The sequence below is a fragment of the Microbacterium azadirachtae genome, from assembly GCF_000956505.1.
Lineage (GTDB): Bacteria > Actinomycetota > Actinomycetes > Actinomycetales > Microbacteriaceae > Microbacterium > Microbacterium azadirachtae_A.
In genome coordinates this window covers 20,587-45,848 of record NZ_JYIX01000038.1, presented here as the reverse complement: position 1 = coordinate 45,848, position 25,262 = coordinate 20,587, and the positions used below count along the sequence as shown (strand labels likewise).

The 25,262-nt window shown below is 70.1% G+C and carries 23 protein-coding genes; 12 read left to right on the top strand and 11 right to left on the bottom strand.

Annotated elements, in window-relative coordinates:
• Positions 1-6: 6 nt before the first annotated feature.
• Positions 7-2,151 (top strand): 3-hydroxyacyl-CoA dehydrogenase NAD-binding domain-containing protein, encoded by a 2,145-nt coding sequence (locus RS86_RS14630; RefSeq protein ID WP_045273017.1) that lies wholly within the window; start codon positions 7-9, stop codon positions 2,149-2,151.
• Positions 2,152-2,332: 181 nt separating this feature from the next.
• Here the strand turns inward: RS86_RS14630 and RS86_RS14625 are convergent, their stop codons facing one another.
• Genes RS86_RS14625 through RS86_RS14615 form a run of 3 tightly spaced genes read right to left on the bottom strand, consistent with a single transcriptional unit; the run spans position 2,333 to position 6,531 of the window.
• On the bottom strand, positions 2,333-3,970 hold the full coding sequence (locus tag RS86_RS14625; RefSeq protein ID WP_045273016.1) for a GMC oxidoreductase: 1,638 nt from the start codon (positions 3,968-3,970) through the stop codon (positions 2,333-2,335).
• Complete coding sequence (locus RS86_RS14620) at positions 3,967-4,869, bottom strand: diacylglycerol/lipid kinase family protein (protein ID WP_045273015.1); 903 nt, start codon at positions 4,867-4,869, stop codon at positions 3,967-3,969. The genes RS86_RS14625 and RS86_RS14620 overlap by 4 nt, the downstream gene beginning before the upstream one ends.
• Positions 4,870-4,872: 3 nt before the next feature.
• The gene (locus RS86_RS14615; RefSeq protein ID WP_235281791.1) at positions 4,873-6,531 is read right to left on the bottom strand and encodes an FAD-binding oxidoreductase; all 1,659 of its coding nucleotides are present in this window, start codon (positions 6,529-6,531) and stop codon (positions 4,873-4,875) included.
• A gap of 20 nt (positions 6,532-6,551) precedes the next feature.
• Here RS86_RS14615 and RS86_RS14610 point away from each other — a divergent pair, with 20 nt between their 5' ends.
• From RS86_RS14610 to RS86_RS14585, 7 genes are all read left to right on the top strand, one after another.
• Positions 6,552-7,151 carry a TetR/AcrR family transcriptional regulator gene (locus RS86_RS14610; RefSeq protein ID WP_045273014.1) on the top strand — a complete coding sequence of 200 codons (600 nt, stop codon included), beginning with the start codon at positions 6,552-6,554 and terminating at the stop codon, positions 7,149-7,151.
• Positions 7,148-8,674, top strand: a complete 1,527-nt coding sequence (locus RS86_RS14605; protein ID WP_045273013.1) for a glycerol-3-phosphate dehydrogenase/oxidase — start codon at positions 7,148-7,150, stop codon at positions 8,672-8,674. The genes RS86_RS14610 and RS86_RS14605 overlap by 4 nt, the downstream gene beginning before the upstream one ends.
• 66 nt (positions 8,675-8,740) lie before the next feature.
• Positions 8,741-9,433, top strand: a complete 693-nt coding sequence (locus RS86_RS14600) for a TetR family transcriptional regulator (protein WP_045273012.1) — start codon at positions 8,741-8,743, stop codon at positions 9,431-9,433.
• Positions 9,430-9,978, top strand: a complete 549-nt coding sequence (locus RS86_RS14595) for a hypothetical protein (protein ID WP_045273011.1) — start codon at positions 9,430-9,432, stop codon at positions 9,976-9,978. Before RS86_RS14600 ends, RS86_RS14595 begins: the two co-directional genes overlap by 4 nt.
• Positions 9,975-10,157, top strand: coding sequence for a hypothetical protein (locus RS86_RS20445; RefSeq protein WP_152642190.1), 183 nt, complete (start codon positions 9,975-9,977; stop codon positions 10,155-10,157). The genes RS86_RS14595 and RS86_RS20445 overlap by 4 nt, the downstream gene beginning before the upstream one ends.
• Entirely contained in the window at positions 10,154-10,708 is a 555-nt protein-coding gene (locus RS86_RS14590; RefSeq protein WP_152642189.1) for a hypothetical protein, read from the top strand. Before RS86_RS20445 ends, RS86_RS14590 begins: the two co-directional genes overlap by 4 nt.
• 95 nt (positions 10,709-10,803) lie before the next feature.
• Positions 10,804-11,370, top strand: a complete 567-nt coding sequence (locus tag RS86_RS14585) for a hypothetical protein (RefSeq protein WP_045273009.1) — start codon at positions 10,804-10,806, stop codon at positions 11,368-11,370.
• A gap of 21 nt (positions 11,371-11,391) precedes the next feature.
• Here RS86_RS14585 and dxs read toward each other — a convergent pair whose 3' ends face one another.
• Positions 11,392-13,374 (bottom strand): 1-deoxy-D-xylulose-5-phosphate synthase, encoded by a 1,983-nt coding sequence (gene dxs, locus RS86_RS14580; RefSeq protein WP_045273008.1) that lies wholly within the window; start codon positions 13,372-13,374, stop codon positions 11,392-11,394.
• 61 nt (positions 13,375-13,435) lie between these two features.
• Positions 13,436-14,740: a citrate synthase gene (locus tag RS86_RS14575; protein WP_045273007.1), complete on the bottom strand. Its 1,305-nt coding sequence runs from the start codon at positions 14,738-14,740 to the stop codon at positions 13,436-13,438.
• A 131-nt stretch (positions 14,741-14,871) separates the two neighbouring features.
• On the opposite strand from RS86_RS14575, the gene RS86_RS14570 reads away from it, so the two are divergent.
• Positions 14,872-16,032, top strand: coding sequence for a citrate synthase (locus RS86_RS14570; RefSeq protein WP_152642188.1), 1,161 nt, complete (start codon positions 14,872-14,874; stop codon positions 16,030-16,032).
• Between the two features lie 30 nt (positions 16,033-16,062).
• Here RS86_RS14570 and RS86_RS14565 read toward each other — a convergent pair whose 3' ends face one another.
• Entirely contained in the window at positions 16,063-16,518 is a 456-nt protein-coding gene (locus RS86_RS14565; protein ID WP_045273006.1) for a winged helix-turn-helix transcriptional regulator, read from the bottom strand.
• 82 nt (positions 16,519-16,600) lie between these two features.
• Here RS86_RS14565 and RS86_RS14560 point away from each other — a divergent pair, with 82 nt between their 5' ends.
• Together RS86_RS14560 and RS86_RS14555 are read left to right on the top strand one after the other, a co-directional pair.
• Positions 16,601-17,842, top strand: coding sequence for an MFS transporter (locus tag RS86_RS14560; RefSeq protein WP_045273005.1), 1,242 nt, complete (start codon positions 16,601-16,603; stop codon positions 17,840-17,842).
• A 144-nt stretch (positions 17,843-17,986) separates the two neighbouring features.
• Positions 17,987-19,282 carry a serine hydrolase domain-containing protein gene (locus RS86_RS14555; protein ID WP_200892819.1) on the top strand — a complete coding sequence of 432 codons (1,296 nt, stop codon included), beginning with the start codon at positions 17,987-17,989 and terminating at the stop codon, positions 19,280-19,282.
• A gap of 185 nt (positions 19,283-19,467) precedes the next feature.
• On the opposite strand, the gene acnA is transcribed toward RS86_RS14555, so the two are convergent.
• The 4 genes from acnA to dut form a co-directional block, all read right to left on the bottom strand.
• Positions 19,468-22,332: an aconitate hydratase AcnA gene (gene acnA, locus RS86_RS14550; protein ID WP_200892818.1), complete on the bottom strand. Its 2,865-nt coding sequence runs from the start codon at positions 22,330-22,332 to the stop codon at positions 19,468-19,470.
• Positions 22,333-22,462: 130 nt separating this feature from the next.
• Positions 22,463-23,239 carry a DUF3159 domain-containing protein gene (locus RS86_RS14545; RefSeq protein WP_045273003.1) on the bottom strand — a complete coding sequence of 259 codons (777 nt, stop codon included), beginning with the start codon at positions 23,237-23,239 and terminating at the stop codon, positions 22,463-22,465.
• A complete protein-coding gene (locus RS86_RS14540; RefSeq protein ID WP_045273002.1) occupies positions 23,236-23,844 on the bottom strand; it encodes a DUF3710 domain-containing protein in 609 nt (202 codons plus the stop codon). The genes RS86_RS14545 and RS86_RS14540 overlap by 4 nt, the downstream gene beginning before the upstream one ends.
• Positions 23,841-24,296, bottom strand: a complete 456-nt coding sequence (gene dut, locus RS86_RS14535) for a dUTP diphosphatase (protein WP_045273001.1) — start codon at positions 24,294-24,296, stop codon at positions 23,841-23,843. Before dut ends, RS86_RS14540 begins: the two co-directional genes overlap by 4 nt.
• Positions 24,297-24,308: 12 nt before the next feature.
• Between dut and RS86_RS14530 the strand changes: the two genes are divergently transcribed.
• Positions 24,309-24,806 carry a DUF3093 domain-containing protein gene (locus RS86_RS14530; RefSeq protein ID WP_045273000.1) on the top strand — a complete coding sequence of 166 codons (498 nt, stop codon included), beginning with the start codon at positions 24,309-24,311 and terminating at the stop codon, positions 24,804-24,806.
• A gap of 137 nt (positions 24,807-24,943) precedes the next feature.
• Here the strand turns inward: RS86_RS14530 and RS86_RS14525 are convergent, their stop codons facing one another.
• Entirely contained in the window at positions 24,944-25,237 is a 294-nt protein-coding gene (locus RS86_RS14525) for a DUF4193 domain-containing protein (protein WP_045272999.1), read from the bottom strand.
• Positions 25,238-25,262 lie beyond the last annotated feature (25 nt).

Here is a 25,262-nt window from a genome sequence, read left to right as displayed (position 1 = left end):
GCAGGAATGACGAACTACGACGCCATCGACTTCTCGCCCATCATGGCCCTCACCGAGGGCGAGGTCGTCACGCACTCCCCCGTGCGCGACGTGCGCTTGCCCTCCGGCAAGGTGCTCGCCCTCGTCACGCTCGACAACGGCCGCGACCACACCCGTCCGAACACGCTCGGCCCCGCGACCCTCACCGAGCTCGGTGAGACGCTCGCCGGTCTCAGGGCTCGCGCCGCCGCCGGTGAGATCCACGCCGTGGGCATCACGGGCAAGCAGTACATCCTCGCGGCCGGTGCCGACCTCTCCGACATCAGCCGGGTCGGATCCCGTGACAACGCGCGCCTCATCGCGCAGCTCGGTCACAAGGTGCTGGGATCCCTCAGCTCCCTCGGTGTGCCGTCATTCGCGTTCGTCAACGGGCTCGCCCTCGGCGGCGGCGTCGAGATCGCGCTGAACTCGACGTACCGCACGGTCGACGCCTCGGCGGCGGCCCTCGCGCTGCCCGAGGTGTTCCTCGGAATCATCCCCGGCTGGGGAGGCGCCTACCTGCTGCCGAACCTCATCGGCATCGAGAACGCGCTCGAGGTCGTCATCTCGAACCCGCTCAAGCAGAACCGCATGCTCAAGCCGCAGCAGGCGTTCGAGCTCGGCATGATGGACGCGATCTTCCCGGCCGCGAACTTCCTGGAGGACTCGCTGCGCTGGGCCGACGCCGTGCTCGGCGGCAAGAAGGTCGACCGCAAGAACGAGCCGGGCAAGATCGAGCGCCTCACCAAGTGGCCGATCGCCATCAAGATGGCCCGAGGCATGCTCGAGTCGAAGATCGGCACGGTGCCCCGTTCGCCGTACGTGGCGCTCGACCTGCTCGACAAGGCGAAGAGCGGCACCCGCGAGGAGGGCTTCGCCCGCGAGGACGAGGCGCTCGCCGATCTCGTCACCGGCGACCAGTTCGCCGCGTCGATGTACGCCTTCGATCTCGTGCAGAAGCGCGCCAAGCGCCCGGTCGGCGCCCCCGACAAGGCCCTCGCCAAGAAGGTCACCAAGGTCGGCATCATCGGAGCGGGCCTCATGGCCAGCCAGTTCGCGCTGCTGTTCGTGCGCAAACTGCAGGTGCCGGTGCTCATCACCGACCTCGACCAGGCGCGCGTCGATAAGGGCGTCGCCTACATCCACGAGGAGATCGGCAAGCTCGAGGCCAAGGGCCGCCTCGACGCGGACAGCGCCAACAAGCTGCGTGGTCTGGTCACCGGCACGACCGACAAGTCCCTGTACGCGGACTGCGACTTCGTGATCGAGGCCGTGTTCGAGGAGGTCGGCGTCAAGCAGGCGGTGTTCGGCGAGATCGAGAAGATCGTCGCCGAGGACGCGATCCTCGCGACCAACACCTCGTCCCTCTCGGTCGAGGAGATCGGCTCGAAGCTCGCGCACCCCGAGCGCCTGGTCGGCTTCCACTTCTTCAACCCGGTCGCGGTCATGCCGCTCATCGAGATCGTGAAGACGGCCACCACGACCGAGGCCGCTCTGTCGACCGCGTTCGTGGTCGCGAAGGGACTCGGCAAGAACGCCGTCCTCACCGCCGACGCCCCCGGCTTCGTCGTGAACCGCCTGCTCGCCAAGGTCATGGGCGAGGCGGCCCGCGCGGTCTACGAGGGCACGCCGGTCGCCGAGGTCGAGAAGGCGTTCGCGCCGCTCGGCCTGCCGATGGGTCCGTTCCAGCTCATCGACCTGGTCGGCTGGAAGGTCGCCGCGCACGTGCAGGACACCATGGTGCACGCGTTCCCGGATCGCTTCTACGCGAACGAGAACTTCCACGCGCTGGCGGATCTGCCCGAGGTCGTCGAGAAGGACAAGGGGGGTCGGGTCACCGGCTTCACCAAGGCCGCGGACAAGATCGTGAAGCAGGCCGCGGGTTCCGCCCCGACGCCCGCCGCGGAGATCCTCCGCCGCGTGCAGGACGGGCTCGCGCAGGAGATCAGGCTCATGCTCGACGAGGGCGTGGTCCCCGAGGTCGAGGACATCGACCTGTGCCTCATCCTCGGCGCGGGCTGGCCGTTCATCGACGGCGGCGCCTCGCCGTACCTCGACCGCGAAGGCGCGTCCGAGCGCGTGTCCGGCGCGACGTTCCACACGCCGGTGATCCGCGGGATCGCGAACCGCTGACCCCTCGGGGTCGTCGAGCGAGGACGACACTTCGTCTCGCTCCGCTCGCTCAGTGCAGGTCTCCGCGCGACCGAGACGAAACGCCGCTTCCTCCGGGAGGCGGCGTTTCGTCTCGCTCGGCCTCCGGCCGTGATCGCTCAACGACCGGGGAGCACACCGGTGCTGGTCCGGCTGGGCTCGCTCAACGACCGTGGGGCACCTGAGCAGGCCTCGGATCCGCCTCGCCCCGTCGCGGCCAGTACGACATCGCGCGTTCGGCGAGGGCCGTGATCGTGAGCGACGGGTTGACCCCGGGGTTCGCCGGAACGGCGGATCCGTCCACGACCGACAGCCCTGGATGACCCCACACGCGGTGGTACGGATCGACGACGCCGTGCTCCGGGGCTTCCGAGAGCACCGCCCCGCCCAGGAAGTGGGCGGTGAGCGGGATCCCGAAGACCTCGGGCCACGAACCCCGCGCCGACGCAGGGACGCCGGTCTCCTGCGTCATGCGGGCGGCGATCGCCTCCGCCGCGCGATGCGCCTCGGGCAGATGGCTCGGGTTCGGGGCGCCGTGACCCTGTGCGCTCGTCAGCACATCGCGCCCGAACCGGCGCCGCAGCGAGAGCGTGAGCGAGTTGTCGGCGGTCTGCATCACGAGCGCGATGATGCCCCGTTCGCTCCAGCGCCGCAGCGTGCCGAGCCGGAACTGGCGGATCGGATGGCCCAGGACGGCGCCGAGCAGCGCGCCCAGCCGTCGGTGCAGCGGCACGTCCCCAGGAACGAGCACCGTCGCGAGGGCGCCCATGAGGTTGGACCCCGGCCCGTAGCGCACGTTCTCCACGTGGGTGCGCTCATCGACGTGGAATGAAGTCGTGATGGCCACGCCGTGGGCGAAGCCGGCCTCCTCGGGCACCGCGGTCGAGACCGCGCCGTCCAGCGCCTCGGAGTTGGTGCGCGTGAGTCGGCCGAGCGCATCCGGGATCCGCGGCAGGGCGCCGCTGGCCTTCATCCGGTGCAGGAGCTGCTGACTCCCCCACGTCCCGGCGGCGAGCACCACGCGCTCCGCGGTGATGGTGCGCCGCCGTCCCCGGCCCCAGGCGCCGCTGCGACGGGTGGTGACCGAGAACCCGCCTCCTGCGAGCTCGCGCACCTCGACGACGGTGCGGAGGGCCTCGATCACCGCGCCACGACGCTCGGCGAGGGCGAGGTAGTTCTTCATGAGGGTGTTCTTCGCACCGACCCGACAGCCGACCATGCAGTTCCCGCACAGGGTGCAACCGGTCCGCGCGGGCCCTTCGCCTCCGAAGAACGGATCCGGCACCGTCTCGCCCGGCGCGCCGAAGTACACCCCGACCGGCGCCCTGCGGAACGTCTTCGCGACGCCGAGGTCTTCTGCCGCTCCGGCCATGATCCGTTCCACCGGCCCGGTATGCGGGTAGTGCTCCACGACGCCGAGCATCCGCTTGGCCGTGGCGTAATGCGGCGCGAGCTCCGCCTGCCACGGTGCGATGCCCGCCCACTGCGGATCGTCGAAGAAGGGCGCTCCCGGCTGGTAGAGCGTGTTCGCATAGTTCAGCGACCCGCCGCCGACGCCTGCACCCGCGAGGATCATGACGTGCGGCAGCCGGTGGATCCGCTGCACGCCGAAGCAGCCGAACGCGGGGGCCCACAGATAGCGGCGGATGTTCCAGTTCGTCTTCGCGAAGTCCTCGTCCTCGAAGCGGCGCCCCGCCTCGTACACCCGGACCCGGTATCCCTTCTCCACGAGCCGGAGCGCGGCGACCGCTCCGCCGAATCCGGATCCGATCACGACGACATCCTCGTCGAAGCCGCTCATACCGTTCCTCCGCTCGGGACCATCACCGTCAGCGATGCCGGACGCACCCGGATCGTGCACTCTTTCTCGGCGACCCGCTCGCCGTCGGCGTAGACCACGAGGTCCGGGGCCGAGACCGTGATCTCCGCGACCCTTCGGTGCGCCACCTCCCGCCGCCCCAGATGATGCCCGCGCAGCAGGAGCGGGAACAGTCGCAGCAGCCTCGCCCGGCCCAGCGGGGCGACGTGGACGACATCCAGCAACCCGTCGTCGGGGCTCGCCTCGGGGCAGATGGGCATCCCGCCGCCGTAACTCACCGTGTTGCCCACGGCGACGAGCGTGCCCGGGGCCTCCCGGACGCTCTCGCCGTCGCAGGCCAGCCGGAACCGGGTGGGGCGCAGGCGCACGACCTCCACGAGGATCGCGAGGTAGTAGCGCGCGGCGCCGCGCGGCCACCGCAGCAGATTGGTGCGGTCGCTGACCTTCGCGTCGAAGCCGAGCGCCGCGACGGTGAGGAACGGCGTGATCCGCCCATCCGCCACGATCTCGCCGACATCGATTCGGCGACGCACGCCGCGCAGGGCGAGGAGCGCGGCACCCGCCGGATCGCGCCGCGGCAGTCCCAGGGCTCGTGCGAAGTCGTTCCCGGTGCCGGCGGGAACGAGAGCCACCGGCACCTCGGTGCCCGCGAGCTCGGACAGGATCTCCGACAGAGTGCCGTCACCGCCGACAACGACGATCGCGTCAGGATGCGCGGCGAGAGCCGCTCCGGTGAGCCGCCGCGTGTCGGCGGCCGACGCCCCGATGTGCACACGCACGTCCGCGCCCGCCGCGGACAGGGCCGCGGCCGCCGCATCCGCCGCAGCGGCGCCGCGCCCCTTGCCGGAGCGCGGATTGGCGATCAGCGCGATCGTCGTCACGTCTCAGGCTCCCGCGGCCCGTGCGGGGACGGGTGTCGCCGCGCCGAGCACCGCTCCGGGATTCATGATCCCCTCGGGATCGAGTTCGCGCTTGACGGCGGCGAGGATCCGCAGGCCGGTCTCGCCGATCTCCTCGCCGAGCCAGGGCGCGTGATCGCGACCCACCGCATGGTGATGGCTGATCGTGCCGCCTGCTGCCATGATGGCGTCGCCGACGCGGTGCTTGATACCGTCCCACGCCGCCAGGGCGTCGGCGCCGAGCGGCGCCAGCACGGTGAAGTAGAGCGACGCCCCTGTCGGGTACACGTGCGAGACGTGGCACATCACGAACGCCTTGCGCCCCGCGTCGGCGAAACCGCTCTTGAGCGCGCGCGTCACCGCCTCGCGCAGCCCCTCGAGGCGCGACCAGGTCGTGGCGGTCTCCAGCGTCTCGCAGAACACGCCGGCGTCGAGCAGCGCGTCGCGCAGGTAGGGCCCGTCGAATCGGGTGCGCAGCCAGTCCTCGGACGGGCCCTCGCCCGATGAGGTGCCTCCGGCCGCCTGCAGCAGCCCCGCCGTGCGCGCCCGGCGCGCGGCAACGTCGTCTCCCTCGAACACGGTAACGACGCTCGCACCCCTGGCGAGGGCCTTGCCGATCTTGCCGACCTGGGCGAGACTCACGCTCGTCTCCGCCTCATCCGACAGGCGGATCACCGTGGGCCCGTTGCCGAGCTGCGCCACGGCGCGCAGTGCCGCCGCACCGGTCGCGAAGTCGGCGAACGCCCACGACTCCATCACACGCTCGACCGGCACGGGATGCACCCGCACCCTGACCTCGGTGATGACCCCGTAGATGCCTTCGGATCCGAGGAACAACCGCACGAGGTCGGGGCCCGCCGCGCTGCCCGGCGACCGTCCCAGCTCGATGTCACCGGTCGGCGTCGCGACGCGGATCCCCGTGACCATCGTGTCGAAGCGTCCGTACCCGGCCGAGTTCTGCCCCGACGACCGGGCGGCGGCGAACCCGCCGATCGTCGCGAACCGGAAGCTCTGCGGGTAGTGCCCGAGCTCCATGCCGTGCTGCGCAAGCAGCCGCTCGGCCTCCGGACCCGTGGTCCCGGCAGCCAGCACCGCCTCGGCGCTCACGGCGTCGTAGCCGAGCAGCCCGCTCATGCGGCCGAGGTCCAGGCTGACGACCGCGCGATGGCCACCGCGCTCGGGGTCGAGGGCGCCCACCACGCTGGTGCCGCCGCCGAAGGGGATCACGGCGATGTCGCGCTCGGCAGCGAGCCGCAGGCACACGACGACCTCGTCGTGATCGCGGGGCTGCAGCACCGCGTCCGGCGCCGCCTGCACCGCGTCACGGCGGCGCAGCAGGTCGGGCGTGGACCGCCCGCCGGCGTGCCGGACGCGGGACTCCGCATCCGTCCGCACCTGATCGACCCCGAGGACCGCGGCGAAGACGTCCGCGTCCTCCGACGTGAACGCAGAGGGGCTCAGTCGGACGTCGGCGAGGGCCACCGCGGGCTCGGGACGGCGGATCCGCCCGAGCAGAAGCGGCAGCAGCGACCGCACGGCGAAGGGCAGTTCCGCTGCACGATCCGGGTCTCCCCAGCCGTTCCAGCGCATCTGCGCCGCCTCGGAGCTCGGATCGTCGGCGCCTCTGCCGCTCTCGTGAGTCATGCGTTACAGTGTGACAGATCATGACAAAACGTCAAGCGATTCCGGGGGTCGTCCTCCCCACCTGGGATGCCACTCAGACCAGGATCCTGGATGCTGCGGACGCGCTCATCGCGACCCGGGGCGTGCGCGGCATGACGATCGCCGAGCTCGCCCGGCGGTCGGGCGTGAGCCGCCCGACCGTCTACCGGAACTGGTCCGATGCCGACGACGTGGTCCGGGCCGCGCTGCTGCGCCGCGTGGCCCTCATCCTCGACCGATTCCCCGCGCCGGCGACGACGCGCGCCGCGATCGTCGACGACGTCCTGCGGTTCGCCGCACTGTTCCGTTCGGATCACGTCTACCGGCACCTCCTGACCGAGGAGCCGGAGGCGTTCACCCGCTACACGCTCGAGCGGGTCGGATCCAGTCAGCGCGCGATCCTCGGATGGCTCGCCGTCGCGATCCGCGCCGCCCAGCACGATGGCTCAGTACGCGGCGACGACCCGCAGGCGATGGCGGTGATGCTGCTGCTCGTAGCGCAATCCGCCTTGCTCTCGCATGGGACGGTGAGCGAGTTGATCGACGAATCCTCCTTCGAACGCGAACTGCGCGCCGCCGTCGAAGGCCTGCTCCGGCCATGAGCGGATCCTCGCGGCTGACCGCGGCGCGGCGGGAGCACGAGCTCGTCCGGTCAGCGGCGGATCGCGTCGATCTGCTCGTGGTCGGCGGCGGAATCACGGGCGTCGGCGTGGCCCTGGACGCGGCGAGCCGCGGACTGTCGGTCGTGCTCGTCGAGGCGGAGGACCTCGCGTACGGCACAAGTCGCTTCAGCTCGAAGCTCGTACACGGCGGACTGCGCTATCTCGCGACCGGAGATGTCGCCACCGCCCGGGAGAGCGCGATCGAACGCCACCTGCTGATGACCCGCATCGCACCGCATCTCATCCGCCCGATGGGGCAGCTGCTCCCCTTTTCCCCCGCCGTGACGATGACGCAGCGCGCCACGGGCGTCGTGGGCTTCGCGCTCGGGGATCTGCTGCGCCTGCGGGTGCGCACGCCTCATGCCGTGCTTCCGGCACCGCGGTTCGTCAGCGCGCGCGCGGCCGCACGGATGGCGCCCTCCGTGCAGACCGACCGGCTGCGGGGCGCGGTGCTCGCAGCCGACGGGCAGCTCATCGACGATGCCAGGCTCGTCGTCGCCGTGGCGCGGACCGCTGCGTCGCTCGGCGCACGGATCCTCACCCGGGTGCGCGCGCTCGGACTGCGCCATGAGGGCGCATCCCTCGAGGACGCGCTCACCGGGGAGCGGTTCGACATCCGCGCTCGCGCGGTCGTGAACGCCACGGGCGTCTGGGCCGGAGCGCTCGACGACTCGATCCGCATGCGCCCGAGTCGCGGAACACACATCGTTCTGGACGCCGCCGCACTCGGCAATCCATCTGCAGCACTCACCGTGCCGCACCCCGGGTCCATCAGCCGGTTCGTGTTCGCACTGCCCCAGCAGCTCGGCCGCGTCGTCGTGGGCCTCACCGACGAGGATGCACCGGGGCCGGTCCCCTCGGTCGCGGCCCCCACGGAACCGGAGATCGCGTTCCTGCTGGAAGTCCTCAACCGCGCGCTGAGGACGCCGATCCGCCGCGATGAGGTGCGCGGCGCGTACGCCGGGCTGCGACCGCTCGTCGACACGGGTGACGCCTCGACCGCGGACATCTCCCGGCGGCACCTCGTGGCCGTCTCCGAGGGCGGCTTCGTGAACGTCCTGGGCGGCAAGCTCACCACGTACCGCCGCATGGCCGAGGACGCGGTGGATCGCGCTGTCGCGCTCTCGAACCTGCCCGCGGCGCCGTGCCGCACCGCAGCCCTGCCCCTGGTCGGCGCACTGGCCTCTCCGAGCCGCCCCAGAAGCGACCTGGACTGGCGGTACGGCGCCGAGGCGGGACTGGTGCTGACCCGCGCCCGCTGCGCGGATCCCAGGGAACCCATCGCGCAGGGCATCGGCGTGACGCGCGCCGAGGTCGAGTTCGCCGTGCGCGCGGAAGGCGCCATGACCGCCGACGACGTCCTGGACCGGCGCACGCGCATCGGGCTCGTGGACGACGACCGCGCCCGCGCCGAAGCCGCGGTCGCGCAGCTCGTCGCAGAGACGCTCGCAGATCCCGACTGACTCGATCGCGACGCCTGCCAGGGCTTCGCAATGGACGTGAGGCTCGCCTCGCGCTATTCTTTGAACATGTTCAGTTCAGAGTCGGACGCCACTGCCAAGCCGCTCACCCCGAAGGCCGAGGCGACGAGAGCGCGGATCCGCGCGGCCGCGATGGCCTCGTTCGTGGAGCGCGGGTACCCGGACACCACGATCCGGCTGATCGCCAAGGAGGCCGGTGTCTCGGTCGGGAACGCGTACTACTACTTCCCCTCCAAGGAGCACCTGGTCCAAGAGCTCTACGACCAGCAGCAGCGGGATCACGGTGCCGCCGCGCGTCCGCGACTGACGGGGGTGACCGGCCTCGTGGACCGACTGCGCGTGTTCTTCGAGACCGGCCTGGAGACGGTCGGCGCCTACCGCGCCGTGGCACCGGGCTTCCTCAGCGCGATGGTCTCCCCCGACTCCCCGATCAACCCCCTGTCCGTGGAGTCGTCTCCCGCGCGCGAGATGACCATCGGTCTGCTCCGCGAGGTCGTCGAAGGCGCGTCGCATCGTGTGCCGGACGACATCGTCGAGCGCCTGCCCGAGGCGATCTTCCCGATGTATCTGGCGCTCATCCTCCGGTGGACCTATGACGAGTCGCCGGACCAGGCGAAGACGACGCGTCTCCTCGACACCGGCCTCAGGCTGTTCGCCGTCGCGCTCCCGTTCCTGCGTGTCCCCGGTGTCCGCGGCGTAACGCGCGATCTCCTCGACCAGATCGCGGACGTGCGGCCATGAGCGCCTCTGTCTTCGCATCACCGCGCACGTCCAGCGAGCCGATGGCGTTCACGATCCAGGAGTTCATCCGTGGCACGGCGTTCGCGTGGATCATCTTCGTTCTCGGTGCCGAGCTCGCGTACGCGGTCGACGCAGCGACGCCCGTCCCGGGGCTGGTCTACGAGTCCTTCAACGGGCTGACGGGTGAGGCGCTCTTCTGGTCACGAGTCGGGAATTCGTTCTTGTTCATCGCCCCGTTCTCCTTCGTGCTCGCATGCGTCCTGGCGCCGCTCGGACTTGGTGTCGGCAATGGACTTCGCCGTACGGACAACGTCTATGTCCATAGCGCGATGTTCCTCATCCTCGGCGCGGGGATCGGCCTGGCTTGGTGGGTCCTCTGCCGGTTCCTCTGGGTGGATCCGATGCGACCGTTCGCCATCGGGGTCGCCATCGCTGTGGCTCTGGCTCTTCCCACGGGCTGGAATATCACCGCTCGGATCGCGCTGCGACGAGATGCGCGCCGTCGGTCTCTGGTCGATGCGGGCTCGATCGGTTTCGTCCGATGAGCGCGGTCGGGTCGCCGCGCACTCCGGAGCGGCCGATGGCGTTCACCGCTGCCGAGCTGAGCCGCGGGGCCGTCTGGGCCTGCAGGCTGTTCGCCGTCGCGCTCCCGTTCCTGCGCGTCCCCGGTGTCCGCGGCGTGACCCGCGATCTCCTCGACCAGATCGCGGACGTGCGGCCATGAGCGACGAGCGGGCTGCGTCGCCGCGGACGCCCAAGAAGCCGATGGCGTTCACCACGGAGGAGTTCGTCAACGGCGCGCTGCTCGCGTGGGGCCTGACCCTCCTCCTCCTGCCGGCACTGATGTTCGCTGCGCTGAGCATCTTCGGCTGCCCCACCTATGCATCCTCCGTCTCCTGCTCGATGTCGGATGTCCCGTCCCGTCTCATCGTGGCGGTGATGCTCGCGGTCGTGGGCGCCGTCCTCAGCATCCCCACATTCCTCCTCTTTGCACTGCCTACATATGCGCTCAACCGCATATGCGAACGCTTCGCCCACCCCGCCGGGCACATCGCCGTCAACGCGGTCCTCGGCCTCATCGTCGGCGCGGCGGGTTCTTTCCTCGCGTTGCTGTTCTTGGGAATGGTCGGCTTGCTCACGATCGCCCTCCCGAGCGCCTTGGCCGGGGCGATCGCGTTCCCTCTCGCCTGGAGATTCACCGCGGCGCGGGCGCTGAACGCCGATCGCGGTATCACGGCACGATGCGCGTGGACGTTCCCGGGGGTCGTGGCATGACAGCCCCAGAGTCTCGGCACCCCGCTCGACCGGATCTCGGAAGTGCAGCCATGAGCGACCCGCGTGCTGCGTCACCGCGGACGCCCGAGGAACCCATGGGGTTCGACGGGGGAGAATTCGCCAGCGGGGCGGCACGTGCGGTTGCACTGCACGTCGCGCTGTTCGCGATCGCCTCAGTACTGCTCAGCCTCGCCCACGGCGTGACGAGCATGATCGATGAACCGGGTCGCGCGAGCTCCGCCCTCTCGGGCGCGTTCAGCGTTTCGATGCTGGTCATGATCTACGCGGTGCCGATCAGCCTTCTCGCCTTGCTGATCGGCGTGTGCCCGGCCTACATGGTGGGTCGCTGGATGGTGCGCATACCCGCGTTCCGCAACCACCTTCTGGCGTGGTGCGCGTTCGGCATCGTCTTCTGCGGTGCGGTGTCCTTCGCTGTGGCCCACATCCTGCACGTGGACCAATTGACGCCGTTGCCCGCCTTCGTCATCGCCGGATTCGTGTCGGGCGCGGCTGCGATCCCGCTGGCCTGGGCGAGGACGGCATCGCTCGCGCTGCGCAAGGATCGCGGGCTCAAGCCGCTGCGGTGGTTCCGGCGCCGGTCGGACGGCGCGGTCAGCGTCGGCACCGAGTCACCAGGATCTGCTCCGCACAGCGATCGCTGAAGGCGCGACCTCAGGTCGCCTTCAGCGCCGCCGGCGCTCCTCCGCGCCGTGCTCCGCGCGGATGCTCGTCACGATCTCGACCGTCCCCGTGTGCAGGGGCACCTCGCCGGTCGGGCGGGCGATCGGAACACGAGTGCCGAGCACCTGCGCGACCACGTCCTGCGCGATCTTGCCGGCGGTGAGCCCGGCGTCCTCGAGGATCTGCTCACGGCTCGCGTGATCGATGTACTCGTCCGGCAGGCCCAGCTCGTCGACCGCGGTGTCGATGCCGGCCTCGCGGAGCACCTGACGCACACGAGTTCCGACGCCACCGACGCGGATGCCGTCCTCGAGCGTGATGACGAGGCGGTGCCGAGCGGCGAGCTCGACGACAGAGGGCTGCACCGGGATGGCCCAGCGCGGGTCGATCACGGTCGCGCCGATCCCCTGCGCCTTGAGCCGGTCCGCCACATCGAGGGCGAGGGTCGCGAACGGCCCGATCCCGATGAGCAGCACGTCTTCGCCCTCACCGCGGGACAGCACGTCCACCCCGTCGTGCAGGCGCTCGATCGCGGGGATCTCCGGGGCCACTGCGCCCTTCGGATAGCGGATCACCGTGGGCGCGTCGTCGACGGCGACGGCCTCCTCCAGCTCTTCGCGCAGGCGCTCAGCGTCACGGGGCGCCGCGATGCGGATCCCCGGCACGATCTGCAGCATGGAGAGGTCCCACAGGCCATGGTGGCTCGGGCCGTCGGGACCGGTGACACCCGCCCGATCCAGCACGAACGTCACTCCGGCGCGGTGCAGCCCGACGTCCATCAGCACCTGATCGAACGCGCGGCCCATGAACGTCGCGTACAACGCGACGACCGGGTGCAGGCCGCCGTAGGCGAGGCCCGCAGCCGCGGTGACCGCATGCTGCTCCGCGATGCCCACGTCGTAGACGCGGTCGGGGAAGCGCTCGGCGAACGGCGCGAGCCCGGTGGGACGCAGCATCGCCGCGGTCATCGCGATGACCTCGGGCCTGCGCGCGCCGAGGTCGACGAGCGCATCGGCGAACACGTCGGTCCACCCCGTGCCGCTCGCGGCGAGGGGCGTTCCCGTCTTCGGGTCGATCTTGTTGACCGCGTGGAACTGGTCGGCCTCGTCATCGAGCGCGGGCTGATAGCCGCGGCCCTTCTCGGTGATGACGTGCACGATGACCGGCGCGCCGTAGTCCTTCGCGAGCTGCAGCGCCTCCATCAGAGAGGGGATGTCGTGGCCGTCGACGGGACCCAGGTACTTGATGTCGAGGTTCGAGTACAGCTCCTCGTTGTTCGAGAAGCGCGAGAGGAAGCCGTGCGTGCCGCCGCGGACGCCTCGGTAGAACGCACGGCCCACGGGGCCGAAGGCTCGGAAGAATCGATCGGACTTGCGATGCAGGTCGCGGTAGACGCCCGCCGTCCGCACGCGGTTCATGTACCGCGCCATGCCGCCGATCGTGGGCGCGTAGGAACGGCCGTTGTCGTTGACGACGATCACGAGATTGCGTTCGTTGTCGTCGGAGATGTTGTTGAGCGCCTCCCAGGTCATGCCACCGGTGAGCGCCCCGTCGCCGACGACCGCGACGACGTGACGGTCTTCCCGGCCCGTCGCCGTGAAGGCCCTGGAGATCCCGTCGGCCCAGCTCAGCGAACTCGAGGCGTGCGAGGACTCGACGACGTCGTGCGGGCTCTCCGAGCGCTGCGGGTAGCCGGCCAGTCCCCCGCGCGAGCGCAGCGCGGAGAAGTCCTGACGCCCCGTGAGCAGCTTGTGCACGTAGGACTGATGCCCGGTGTCGAAGATGATCGGGTCGTCCGGCGAGGAGAACACCCGGTGCAGAGCGATCGTGAGCTCGACGACCCCGAGATTCGGCCCCAGGTGTCCACCGGTACGGGCGACGTTCTCGATCAGGAACGATCGAACCTCCGCGGCCAACTCGGCGAGCTGCTCGGGGGTGAGCCGATCGAGGTCGCGGGGACCGGAGATACCGGGAAGGATCGCCACCGTGTCTGCCTCCTGAAGCCAATAGAGAGCGGCGGACCGGAGCCCGCAGCACCGATCCAGCCTACCGAGCATTGCTCCCGGGCCGCTGGAGATCCGCCGCATCCGGGCCGACGTAGTGGCCGATCGGCCGCAGCCGCAGCGGGGCGCGCCCGTACTCATCCTGCGCATGCGCGCACCAGCCCGCGGAACGTGCGACGGCGAACACGGTCTCCCCGGCGTCGGCGGGCATCTCCCAGGCCAGCGCCATGACGGCCAGCGCCAGATCGACGGTGGGATGAAGACCGGTCCTGGCGTGCACGACGGCGGAGACCTGCTCCGCCAGGCGCAGTGCTGCGTCGGCCCGCGGATCCGCCGCCTCCCGCATCACCTGCAGCAGCAGCCGCGCCCGCGGATCGCCGTCCGGGTAGAGCAGCTGCCCGAATCCGGGGATCCCCGCTCCGCCGAGACGCGTCGCGGTCGCCACCGCCGCAGCGGGATCCGCGCCGTCCTGCACCTGTCGCAGGAGCGCGTGCACCGCGACGCTCACTGCACCGTGCAGGGCCGAATCGAGCGCGCCGAAACCGGCTGCGACGACGGCGTAGGGATGCGCCCGCGCGGACGCCGCGGCCCGCGCGGCGAGCGTCGACGCGGCCATGTCGTGGTCGACGAGGAGTACGAGCGTGGCGTCCAGCACCCGCACCCGGGCAGGCGTCGCAGGGAGGGCGGTGAGACGGGGCCAGAGTCGCGCGGCCACCGACATGTCGGCTGCCGTCGACGCCCCGTCGATGCGCTCCTTCTCTGAGCCGAGCAGCGGGAGCGCGTCCACGAGCCCGGCGACGAGACGGGTCGCGATTCGGGCCACCGTCTCGGGGCGGAGGTCGTAGCGCTCCGGGTCGTCCGCGGCGAGAGCCGCGACCGCGGCGAGGAGACGACTGAAGGCGCCGGCTCCGGGCGGCAGCGCGGCGAGCACGCGACTCGCCGCTGCGCTCCCCGGCCCCTCGAGCGGTGGAGCGTCCCGAGGCGGCAGATCCGTGCGTGCGAAGAGCCAGCGCACGACGGCGTCGAACCTCGGAGCCTCGCCCTCCCCTGCGACCAGCTCGTCGATCGGCACGCCGCGGATCCAGAGTTCGCCGTCCTCGATCAACGCGATGTCGGTGTCGATCACCGCCAGCGGGCTCCCGTCGGCGCCGGCCACGCGTGCCGCGCCGTGCGAGGGAGAGGTCACCCGGCGGCGAGCACGGGCGAAGCGCTCGACTTCGAGAGGATCGAAAAGGGAGCCGTGCGCCCCGCGCTCCCGTGCGATCAACCCTCGGGAGACATAGGCGTAGAGCGTCTCGGTCCGCACGCCGAGGCGCGCCGCGGTCTGCGCCGCTGTGAGCGCGTCCATTTCCGCCGCCCCTCATTGATTCGATCAACATTGACGATAGCCGGATCCATTATGCATCGTGAGCGAAGAGCCGCATCGCGACTCCGAACAGAAAAGAGCCGCCACCCGCGACTCGCCAGAGAGGAGCCGACATGGCCATCACGATCGATCGCAACGACACGCATCTCATCGACGTCCCGCGAGGCCTCACGAACGTCGTCGTCGCAGAGACCGCGGTCGGCGACGTGCGCGGCGAGGAGGGGTTCTTCCACTACCGGGGTGTGTCTGGAGTGGAGCTGGCCGCCGCGGCGCGGTTCGAGGACGCCTGGAGCCTTGTCGCGCTCGGTGCTCTGCCTCAGGACGACGCGGGCGCCGCCGCTTTCCGCGCCCGCACGACCGCGGCGCGGGCGATCCCGGAGCACCTGCACGGACCGCTGTCGGCGATCGCGGCTTCGGGTCTGGATCCCATGGCCCAGCTGCGCACCGGGCTCGCTCTCGTCTCCGCCGCGGACGGACAGCGCGCCCTCTACGACGAGACCGACGAGGAGCGCGCCGACGACACGATCCGTCTCGCCGCCGTCGCGCCGTCCCTGATCGCGGCGCTGCACCGGTGGAGCCAGGGACAGGATCCGATCGCGCCGGACGCGGAGCTCGACCCCGTCTCCGACTACCTGCGCATGCTCACGGGCACCGCGCCCGACGCCCGTCTCGCCACCGCCCTCGCCACATATCTGACGGCGGCGATCGATCACGGCTTCAACGCCTCGACGTTCACGGCGCGGGTGATCGCATCGACCGGGGCCGACCTCGCCTCGTGCGTCGGCGGCGCACTTGGCGCCCTGTCGGGGCCGCTGCACGGCGGCGCACCCGCGCGCACGCTGGACATGCTGGACGAGATCGGCGCCCCGGAGCACGCGGAGGCATGGGTGCGCGAGCGCGTGCAGAACGGCGGGCGGATCATGGGCTTCGGGCACGCGGTCTATCGCACCGAGGATCCCCGTTCCCGACTGCTGCGCGGCGTCGTCCAGCAGCTGCGCACCGACGGACTGGCCTCGGACCGGGTCGACCTCGCCGTGACGGTGGAGCAGACCGTGCTGCGCGTGCTGGACGAGCTCAAGCCCGGCCGCGCTCTGCGCACGAACGTCGAACTGTACGCTGCGGTCGTCATGGAGGCGTGCGGGATCCCTCGGGAGCTGTTCACGCCGACCTTCGCCTCGGCGCGTCTGATCGGCTGGGGTGCGCACGCCTGCGAGCAGGTGCAGGACGGCAAGATCCTCCGCCCCTCGTCCCGGTACGTGGGGCCGACCGCCTGAGGTCGCGAGTACGGGGAGAACCGATGCCGATCAGCCGCGTCCGATGACGGTGGTCGTGTCGATGTCGATGCCGTCACCGTTCGCGTCGACGGGACGCAACGGGGCGATGGCGCGACCGGCCCCATCCACGAGGACGGAGTGCGCCTCGCCCGGCGCGAACATGTGCCTCTCTCCCCACTGACGCATCGCCACGATGACGGTGAAGAGGTCGCGGCCGACGTCGGTGAGCACGTAGACCTGGCGGCGCCCGGAGGCCGCAGGCTCCTGCCGGAGGACCCCGCGATCGACGAGGCGACGGAGCCTGTCGGTGAGGATGTTGCGAGCGACCCCGGTGCGCTGCTGGAAGTCGGTGAACGATCGTGCACCGTCCATCGCGTCGCGGATGATCAGCAGGCTCCACCGGTCGCCGACGATGTCGAGCGTGCGCGCGACCGGACAGGTGGGGTCGGTCCAGGCCGCCTCGTGGATGTGGGCCGTCGGGTTCATCGCGCCTCCTAATGAGTTGCAGATCGAAACCAGTCTGCCGTAGTCTCCGATCAGTTGCAATTCACTACTGATTGGAGATCACGTGCGCATCAGGTCAGGCCGGAGGATCCTGCTCGCAGCGGTCTGCGCCGTCGCCGTCGCGACGATCTACGTCGCACAGCCGGTGCTCGCGCAGATCGGCCGAGATCTGGGCGTGCCGGAGTCCGAGGTGGGGTGGATCGTGGCCGCAGGACAGGTCGGCTACGTGGTCGGCCTGGCCGTTCTGGTCCCGCTCGGCGACATGCGGGATCGACGCCGGCTGATCGGGATGCAGCTGCTCCTCGCCGCTGTCGGCACGCTGATGGCGGCGTTATCCCCCACGTGGTGGATGCTTCTCGCCGGTCTCGCCGTCACGGGCCTGTTCGCGGTCGTCGTCCAGACCACCGTGGCGTTCGCGGCCGATCTTTCGAGCCCGGCGGAGCGTGGTCGCACGTTGGGGACCGTCACCTCCGGCGTCATCCTCGGAATACTCGGCGCGCGTGTGCTCGCCGGCGTCGTCGCGGACCTCTGGGGCTGGCGAAGCGTCTACCTCGGGCTGACCCTGCTGCTCGTCGCGCTCTCCCTGCTGGTCCTGAGGCGGCTGCCGGCGAACCCGCGGTCGCATCGGGAGACCTATCGCGGGGTGCTGACCTCTCTCGGGCGGCTCTTCCGCGAACCGCTCTTCCTCTCGCGCGGGTTGATCGCGTTCTTCCTGTTCGCGTCCTTCGGCACCCTCTGGAGCGGACTCGCTCTGCCGCTGTCCGCCGATCCCTGGCAGCTGACCCCAGCCCAGATCGGCGCGTTCGGCGTCGCCGGGCTCGTCGGAGCGCTCGGGGCGATGCGCGCCGGCCGATGGGCGGATGCGGGTCGAGCAGACCTGGTGACCGGCGTCTCACTCGCACTGCTTGCGGTGTCGTGGATCGCTTCCGCACAGGCGCCCTGGTCACTGTTCCTAGTGTTCGTCGGCGTGATCGTCCTGGACTTCGCGGTCCAAGCGGCGCACGTCAGCAACCAGAGCCTCCTCACCGCGGCGTATCCCCGACAGACCAGTAGCGTCATCGGCGGCTACATGATCTTCTACTCGCTCGGCTCCGCGCTCGGTGCGACCGCCACCACCGCGATCTACGCGGTGTCGGGATGGAGCGGATCCGCCGTTCTCGGCGCCGCCTTCGCACTCGGCGGCCTGCTCACCTGGGTGCTCAGCCGGCGCACGGTCGCGAGAGCGCGATGCGACGTGCGACGGATCCCGCCCTCCGCGCGAACGGCCGGTGACACGCCGCCGAATGCAGCCCCTGGAGAGCGTTGATCGCGGAACGAACACGGGTCTATGCTCAGCGCAGGCGAGCACGGGGACGCGAGCAATCGTCTCCGTGCACCGTAGGACAGGCGGACCCGACCCGTCCGCCGGTGCGCTCGGGCATTCCACGATTCTGGATCCGAGAGGACGAACGTGAACGCGCAGACACCGGCATCTCGTACCGCACCCGGACGGCGAACGGCGCTGATCGTCGCCGGCGCAGCCGTCATCGCGCTGGTCGTGGCCATCGGCTGGATCATCTGGCGCCCGGCCGGCGCGGCCGCGCCCGCGGCGAATGGATCAGCCGCACCTCCGACCGTCCAGAACGAACGGGTCGACGCGATCGTCCGCGACGCGATGAAGGCCGACAGCCTCAAGGCCGTGATCGTGCGGGTCACGGTCGACGGCAAGGTCGTGGCCATGCAGGCGTACGGGGACTCGATGACCGGGGTCCCCGCCACCACCGACATGCATTTCCGCAACGGCGCCGTGGCGTTCGAGTACGTCTCCACGCTGCTCCTGGAGTACGTCGACGAGGGCAAGATCGCCCTCGACGACACGGTCGACAAGTGGATGCCCAGCCTGCCCGAGGCGAACAAGGTCACCCTCAGGATGCTGACGAACCAGACCACGGGTTACCCCGATTTCGAGACAGACCCGGGGTGGACCGCGGCGTACAACGCCGACCCGTTCCATGAGTTCACGTTCGAGGAGCGATTGAAGGACGCGTTCAATCGCCCCCTGCAGTTCGAGCCCGGAACCAACTGGAGCTATGCGCACACCAACTTCATGATCCTCGGCCACATCCTCTCGATGATCGGCGGCGCTCCCCTGGACCAGTTGCTGCAGAAGAAGGTCCTCGGCCCGATGGGCCTGACGCAGACCGCGGGCTACACCACGGCGACCGTGCCGGAACCGGTGCTGCACGCCTACAGCTCGGAACGCCGCGTGGCCCTGGGCATCCCTCCGACGATGCCCTTCACCGAGGAGTCGACCTTCTGGAACCCCGCTTGGGGCACGCCGATCGGTGCGGCTGAGACCACCACGATCACCGACATGGCGACGACCGCGGTCGCCGTGGGCACCGGCAAGCTGCTCTCCTCGAAGAGCTTCCATGAGATGACCGACTCGAAGCTCATCGGCTTCGGGACGCCGCTGCCCGCCTGCGCCGGGTCGTGCTTCACCCAGGTGAACGGCTACAACTACGGACTCGGGGTGGTGCGATCCGGATCCTGGCAGCTGCAGAACCCGCTGCTCAGCGGGTACAGCGCCACCGAGCCGTATCTGCCCTCGAAGAAGATGGCGGTCGCCGTGGCCACGACCTTCCTCCCCGGCGCCTTCGACGCGAATGGCATCTACGACAACTCGAGCGACCGGCTGTTCCGGCAGATCGCCACCGAACTCGCCCCGGACGATCCGCCACCGCCGCTCCCGCCGAAGAAGAACTGACGCGCGCGACGTCTGCACGATCGCGCGACGAATGCACGATCGACTCGGCGATCAGGCCCTGCACGTGTCGCGAGGTCGTGCAGGTGTCGCAGGGCGGGGCCGATGCCGAGACGCGTCAGCCGCGAGTCCGGACACGCGAACGGGGCCGGCTCCCGAAGGAACCGGCCCCGACTCGTGCGCGTGGATCAGACCAGCGAACGCAGCACGTACTGCAGGATGCCGCCGTTGCGGTAGTAGTCGGCCTCACCCGGGGTGTCGATGCGGACGACCGCGTCGAACTCGATGGGCTGCTTGCCCTCGGGCGAGAACTCGCTCGGGGTCGCGGTGACCTTGACCGTCTTCGGGGTGGTGCCGTTGTTCAGCTCCTCCAGGCCCGCGATCGAGACGATCTCGGTGCCGTCGAGGCCGAGCGACTCCCACGACTCGCCCGCCGGGAACTGCAGCGGGACGACGCCCATGCCGATCAGATTCGAGCGGTGGATCCGCTCGAAGCTCTCGGTGATGACCGCCTTGACGCCGAGGAGGTTGGTGCCCTTCGCCGCCCAGTCACGGGAGGATCCGGATCCGTACTCCTTGCCGCCGAAGATCACCAGCGGGGTGCCCTGCTCCTGGTAGTTGGTCGAGGCGTCGAAGATGTACGCCTGCGGGCCACCGGCCTGGGTGAAGTCGCGGGTGAAGCCGCCCTCGATCTGCTGACCGTCGTTGACGGCCTTGACCAGCGCGTTCTTCAGGCGGATGTTCGCGAACGTGCCGCGGATCATCACCTCGTGGTTGCCACGACGGGAGCCGAAGGAGTTGAAGTCCTTCTGCGCGACGCCGTGCTCCGTGAGGTACTGGGCCGCGGGCGTGCCGGCCTTGATGTTGCCGGCCGGGGAGATGTGGTCGGTGGTGACCGAGTCGCCGAGCGTCGCCAGCACGCGTGCGCCACTGATGTCGGTGACGGGAGCCGGGGTCGCCTCCATGCCATCGAAGTACGGCGCCTTGCGCACGTAGGTCGAGTCGGCGTCCCACTCGAAGATCGGGCCGGTCGGCGTGGGCAGGCTCGTCCAGCGCTCGTCGCCATCGAACACGGTGGCGTACTGCTTGATGAACTGGTCGCGCGAGATCGACGAGTCGATGATCTGCTGCACCTCGGTCGGGTCGGGCCAGACGTCCTTGAGGAACACGTCGTTGCCGTCGCCGTCGGTGCCCAGCGCCTGGGTGTCGAAGTCGAAGTTCATCGACCCGGCCAGGGCGTAGGCCACGACCAGCGGAGGGCTGGCGAGGTAGTTCATCTTCACGTCGGGGCTGATCCGGCCCTCGAAGTTGCGGTTGCCGGAGAGGACGGCCGTGACCGCGAGGTCGTGCTCGTTGATCGCAGCGGACACCTCGTCGATCAGCGGACCGGAGTTTCCGATGCAGATCGTGCAGCCGTAACCGACCGTGTAGAAGCCGAGGCCCTCGAGGTCCTTGTCGAGGCCGGACTTCTCGTAGTAGTCGGTGACGACCTTGGAACCGGGGCCGAGCGTGGTCTTGACCCACGGCTTCTGCTTCAGTCCCTTGGCGAGGGCGTTGCGGGCCAGAAGACCGGCGGCGATCATGACCGACGGGTTCGACGTGTTGGTGCACGACGTGATCGCCGCGAGCGTCACAGCGCCGTTGTCGAGGATGTACTTCTGCCCGTCCGGCGTCTTCACCTTGACCGGCTTGGAAGCGGCCTTCGGGGAACCCGAGGAGAGCGTCGGGATCTCGTTGGTCTCGACCTCCTCGCCGGGGACGGATCCGGGATCCGACGCGGGGAAGGAACCGGAGTCCGCGATGTCGATCGGGCCGGTCGCGTAGTTCAGGATGTCCTTCTCGAACTGCGCCTTCGACTCGGACAGCAGGATGCGGTCCTGCGGGCGCTTCGGGCCGGCGATCGAGGGAACGACCGTCGAGAGGTCGAGCTCGAGGTACTCGCTGAAGGCGGGCTCGTTCGCGGCGTCGTGCCAGAGCTTCTGCTCCTTCGCGTACGCCTCGACGAGGGCCACGGCCTGCTCGTCGCGTCCGGTCAGACGGAGGTAGTCGAGAGTGACGTCGTCGATCGGGAAGATCGCGGCGGTCGAACCGAACTCCGGCGACATGTTGCCGATCGTGGCGCGGTTGGCCAGCGGCACGGAGGCCACGCCGGCGCCGTAGAACTCGACGAACTTGCCGACCACACCGTGCTTGCGGAGGATGTCGGTGATCGTGAGCACGACGTCGGTCGCGGTGACGCCGGCCGGGATCTCACCGGTCAGCTTGAAGCCGACGACGCGCGGGATGAGCATCGACACGGGCTGGCCGAGCATCGCGGCCTCGGCCTCGATGCCGCCGACGCCCCAGCCCAGCACGCCAAGGCCGTTGACCATGGTGGTGTGCGAGTCGGTGCCGACGCAGGTGTCGGGGTAAGCGCGCAGCACGCCGTCGACGGAGCGGTCGTAGATGACCTTCGCCAGGTGCTCGATGTTGACCTGGTGCACGATACCGGTGCCCGGGGGGACGACCTTGAAGTCGTCGAAGGCGGTCTGGCCCCAGCGCAGGAACTGGTAGCGCTCGCCGTTGCGCTCGTACTCGATCTCGACGTTGCGCTCGATCGCGTCGGGTCGTCCGAACAGATCGGCGATGACGGAGTGGTCGATGACCATCTCGGCCGGCGACAGCGGGTTGATCTTGTTCGGGTCGCCGCCGAGTGCCGTGACGGCCTCGCGCATGGTGGCGAGGTCGACGATGCAGGGCACACCGGTGAAGTCCTGCATGACGACGCGCGCCGGCGTGAACTGGATCTCCGTGTCGGGCTGAGCCGCGGGGTCCCAGGAGCCGAGAGCCTCGATCTGAGCCTTCGTCACGTTCGCGCCGTCCTCGGTGCGAAGCAGGTTCTCCAGGAGGACCTTGAGGCTGAACGGGAGCTTCTCGAAACCTTCGACCGTGTCGATCCGGAAGATCTCGTAGTCGGTGCTGCCGACCGTCAGGGTGCTCTTGGCACCGAAGCTGTTCACCGTGGACACGGATCCGTCTCCTTCTGTTCGGATGGAAGCGACAGGCGACTCCATCTTGCTCGCCCGCTCCCCCGCGCGGCTAGCAAGGCGGGCCTTACCAGTCTGCTCCCGCGGACAAGCGAGCGAAAGGTGTCGATTTATCTTGACGTCAAGATAAATCTAGCACGGCGACCGGCGCGCGGACTCACTCCTGGCGCGTGTCGGCGTCCTGCTTCGGCGGGTACAGCGCGCGCACCAGCAACCACGTGACGGCGACCATCGGCGCGAACAGCGGCAGCCCCATCACGAGCTTCAGCGTGCCCAGTGCCTGCACGTTCCCGGAGAAGTACAGCGGCAGCTGGACGCCGAGTCGCGCGTAGAACAGCGCGGCCCAGGCGATCGTGATCCAGAAGAACGCGCGGCGCTTGCGCTTGTCGGTCCGCCACCCGCGCACGTCCCCCATGAGGAAGCCGGCGGCGAGGCCGATGAGGGCCCATCCGACGAGCGCCGAGACGAGCAGCACGGTGCCGTAAGCGGCGTTGGTGAAGAAGCCGGGGACGAAGTTGTCCTGGCCGCGCCCCGTCCACAGCGCGAGCCCCGCGGCGACGGCCACGGCGACAAGTCCGCCGAGCGCCGACGCGGCGGGCGAGCGCTGCAGCAGACGGATCACCGAGAAGACCGCGGCGAGCCCGACCGATACGACCAGCGACAGCCAGAGCGGCTCAGGTCGCAGCGTGTAGATGATGAGGAACGCGGCGCTGGGCAGAACGGATTCGAGAACCCCGCGCCACCCGCCCATCGCGCTCCACACGATGTGCCCGGTGCTCGCACCGGAGCTCGGGTCGATGCCCAGGCGCTGCGCGGCTCCGCCGAGCGCTGCTCCGAGGCTCTGCGCGGCGTCGGGCGCCGGTGGCGGCGCGTACTGCTCCGCAGGCGCGGCGTCGGACGTGCGCTCCGGCTCCTCGGGCCGCGACGTGCTCACGCCGTGCCGGGGGCTGCGGGCATGCGCAACGGGATGAGGTCACGCGGGGGCATGGGCGCCCCGCCGCGGACCACGACGATCGACCGGAACAGATCCTCGACGGCGGCCGCCGCGGATTCGTCGGATGCCGCGGCTCCGCCGATCACGCCACGCAGGAACCAGCGCGGGCCGTCGACGCCCACGAACCGGGCGAGGCGCGTGACGGCGGTGTCGCCGGCGACGGCCGGGATCTCGGCCAGGAGCTCGGACCCGAGCGCACCCTCGCGCTCGGTGACGGTGCCGCCCTGCTGGGCGATCTGCTCCTGGATCTGCGCGCGGGTCTCGTCCCAGAGGCCGCTCGTCCGCGGCGCCGCGAACGGCTGGACCTGCAGGGTCGAATCGGCGTAGTCGAGGCCCACGGCGACGATGCGCTGCGTCTGCTCCTCGACCTCGAGGCGCAGGTTCAGCCCCTCTCGCGGGAGGATCTTGATGGCGCCGAGGTCGATGTAGGGACGGACCGGGTTGGCCTCGCTCTCGTCGAACGGGCCGTCGACCGCGCGGTCGTGGACGGAGGCCTCCTGGGCGTCGTCCGCGGGCTCGATCCCGGACGTGGTGTCGTCACTCATGCGTTCTCCTGGCTCTGGGTCTGATAGCCGGTGGATCCGAATCCGCCTGCTCCGCGCACCGATTCGTCCAGCGCGTCGACCGGGATGAACCGGGCTCGGGTGACGGGCATGACGATCAGCTGGGCGATCCGATCACCGACCGCGACATCGTACGCCGCATTGCTGTCCGTGTTCAGCAGGCTCACCTTGATCTCGCCGCGATAGCCCGCGTCGACCGTTCCCGGGGAGTTGACGACGGTGATGCCGTGCTTCGCGGCAAGACCGCTGCGCGGCACGACGAACGCCGCGAAGCCCTCGGGAAGCGCGATGCTCACTCCGGTGCCCACGAGCGCCCGCTGCCCCGGCTCGAGCCGCAGGGCCTGGGTCGAGATGAGGTCGGCCCCCGCGTCGCCGGGATGGGCGTAGACGGGAAGCTGGGGCGCGATAATGGGAACGTCCACGGAATCGGTCACGGAAAGAGGCTAATGCAGAACGCAGCACGCGAAGCCGGGGCCGCATCCGCGGCCGTCCGCTACCGCGAACGTCTCGCGCCCAGTCTGTGGCTGTTCCTGGCCGCGGCCCTCGGCGGCCCCATGCTGACCCTCGTCTTCGTGCCTGCCGGGTCCGGCATCGCGCTCGTCGTCGGCGTGATCGCGACGCTCGCGATCATCGCGCTGATGATCGCCGGATCCCCGCGCGTCGCTGTCGAGCAGAACGTGCTGCGCGCCGGTCGCGCCTGGATCGACGCCTCCTGGCTGGGCGAGCCAGAGATCCGCACCGGCGAGGACGCCCGCCAGGCCCGCGGCCCCGGTCTCCCCGCCCGCGGCTGGCATCTCATCCGCGGCGGCATCGACGGCGTGGTCGTGGTGCCGAACACGGATCCTGCGGACCCCGCGCCGAGCTGGACGATCTCCTCCCGCACGCCGGACCGCCTGGCTGCCGCGATCGACGCGGCCCGCGCCTCGGCGAGCCCCCGGTCCTGAAACGGCACCGGCAAGGCCTGAGCCGGCACCGGCGCGAACGGCCGCCGGCTCGGATTCGCGTTCGCTGACGGCGGACGCCGGAGAACGCAGAACGCGCCCGGAACCGAAATGGTCCGGGCGCGAGCAGCGAAGAGGAATCAGGCCGCGCATTCCTTGCAGATCGGGCCTGTCTTGTCCTCGTGGTCGAGCTGCGAACGATGCTTCACGAGGAAGCAGCTGACACAGGTGAACTCGTCCTCCTGCGGGGGCAGCACCACGACGTCGAGCTCGACGTCGGAGAGATCGGCTCCCGGAAGATCGAATCCGCCGGGGTTGTCCGAGTCTTCGGCGTCGATCGAGCCCGACAGCTTGTCGGGGACGCGCTCCTTGAGAGCCTCGATCGACTCGCTCTCGTCTTCGCTCTTGCGCGGGGCGTCGTAATCGGTTGCCATGGGGTGGATCTCCACTTTCATCCTG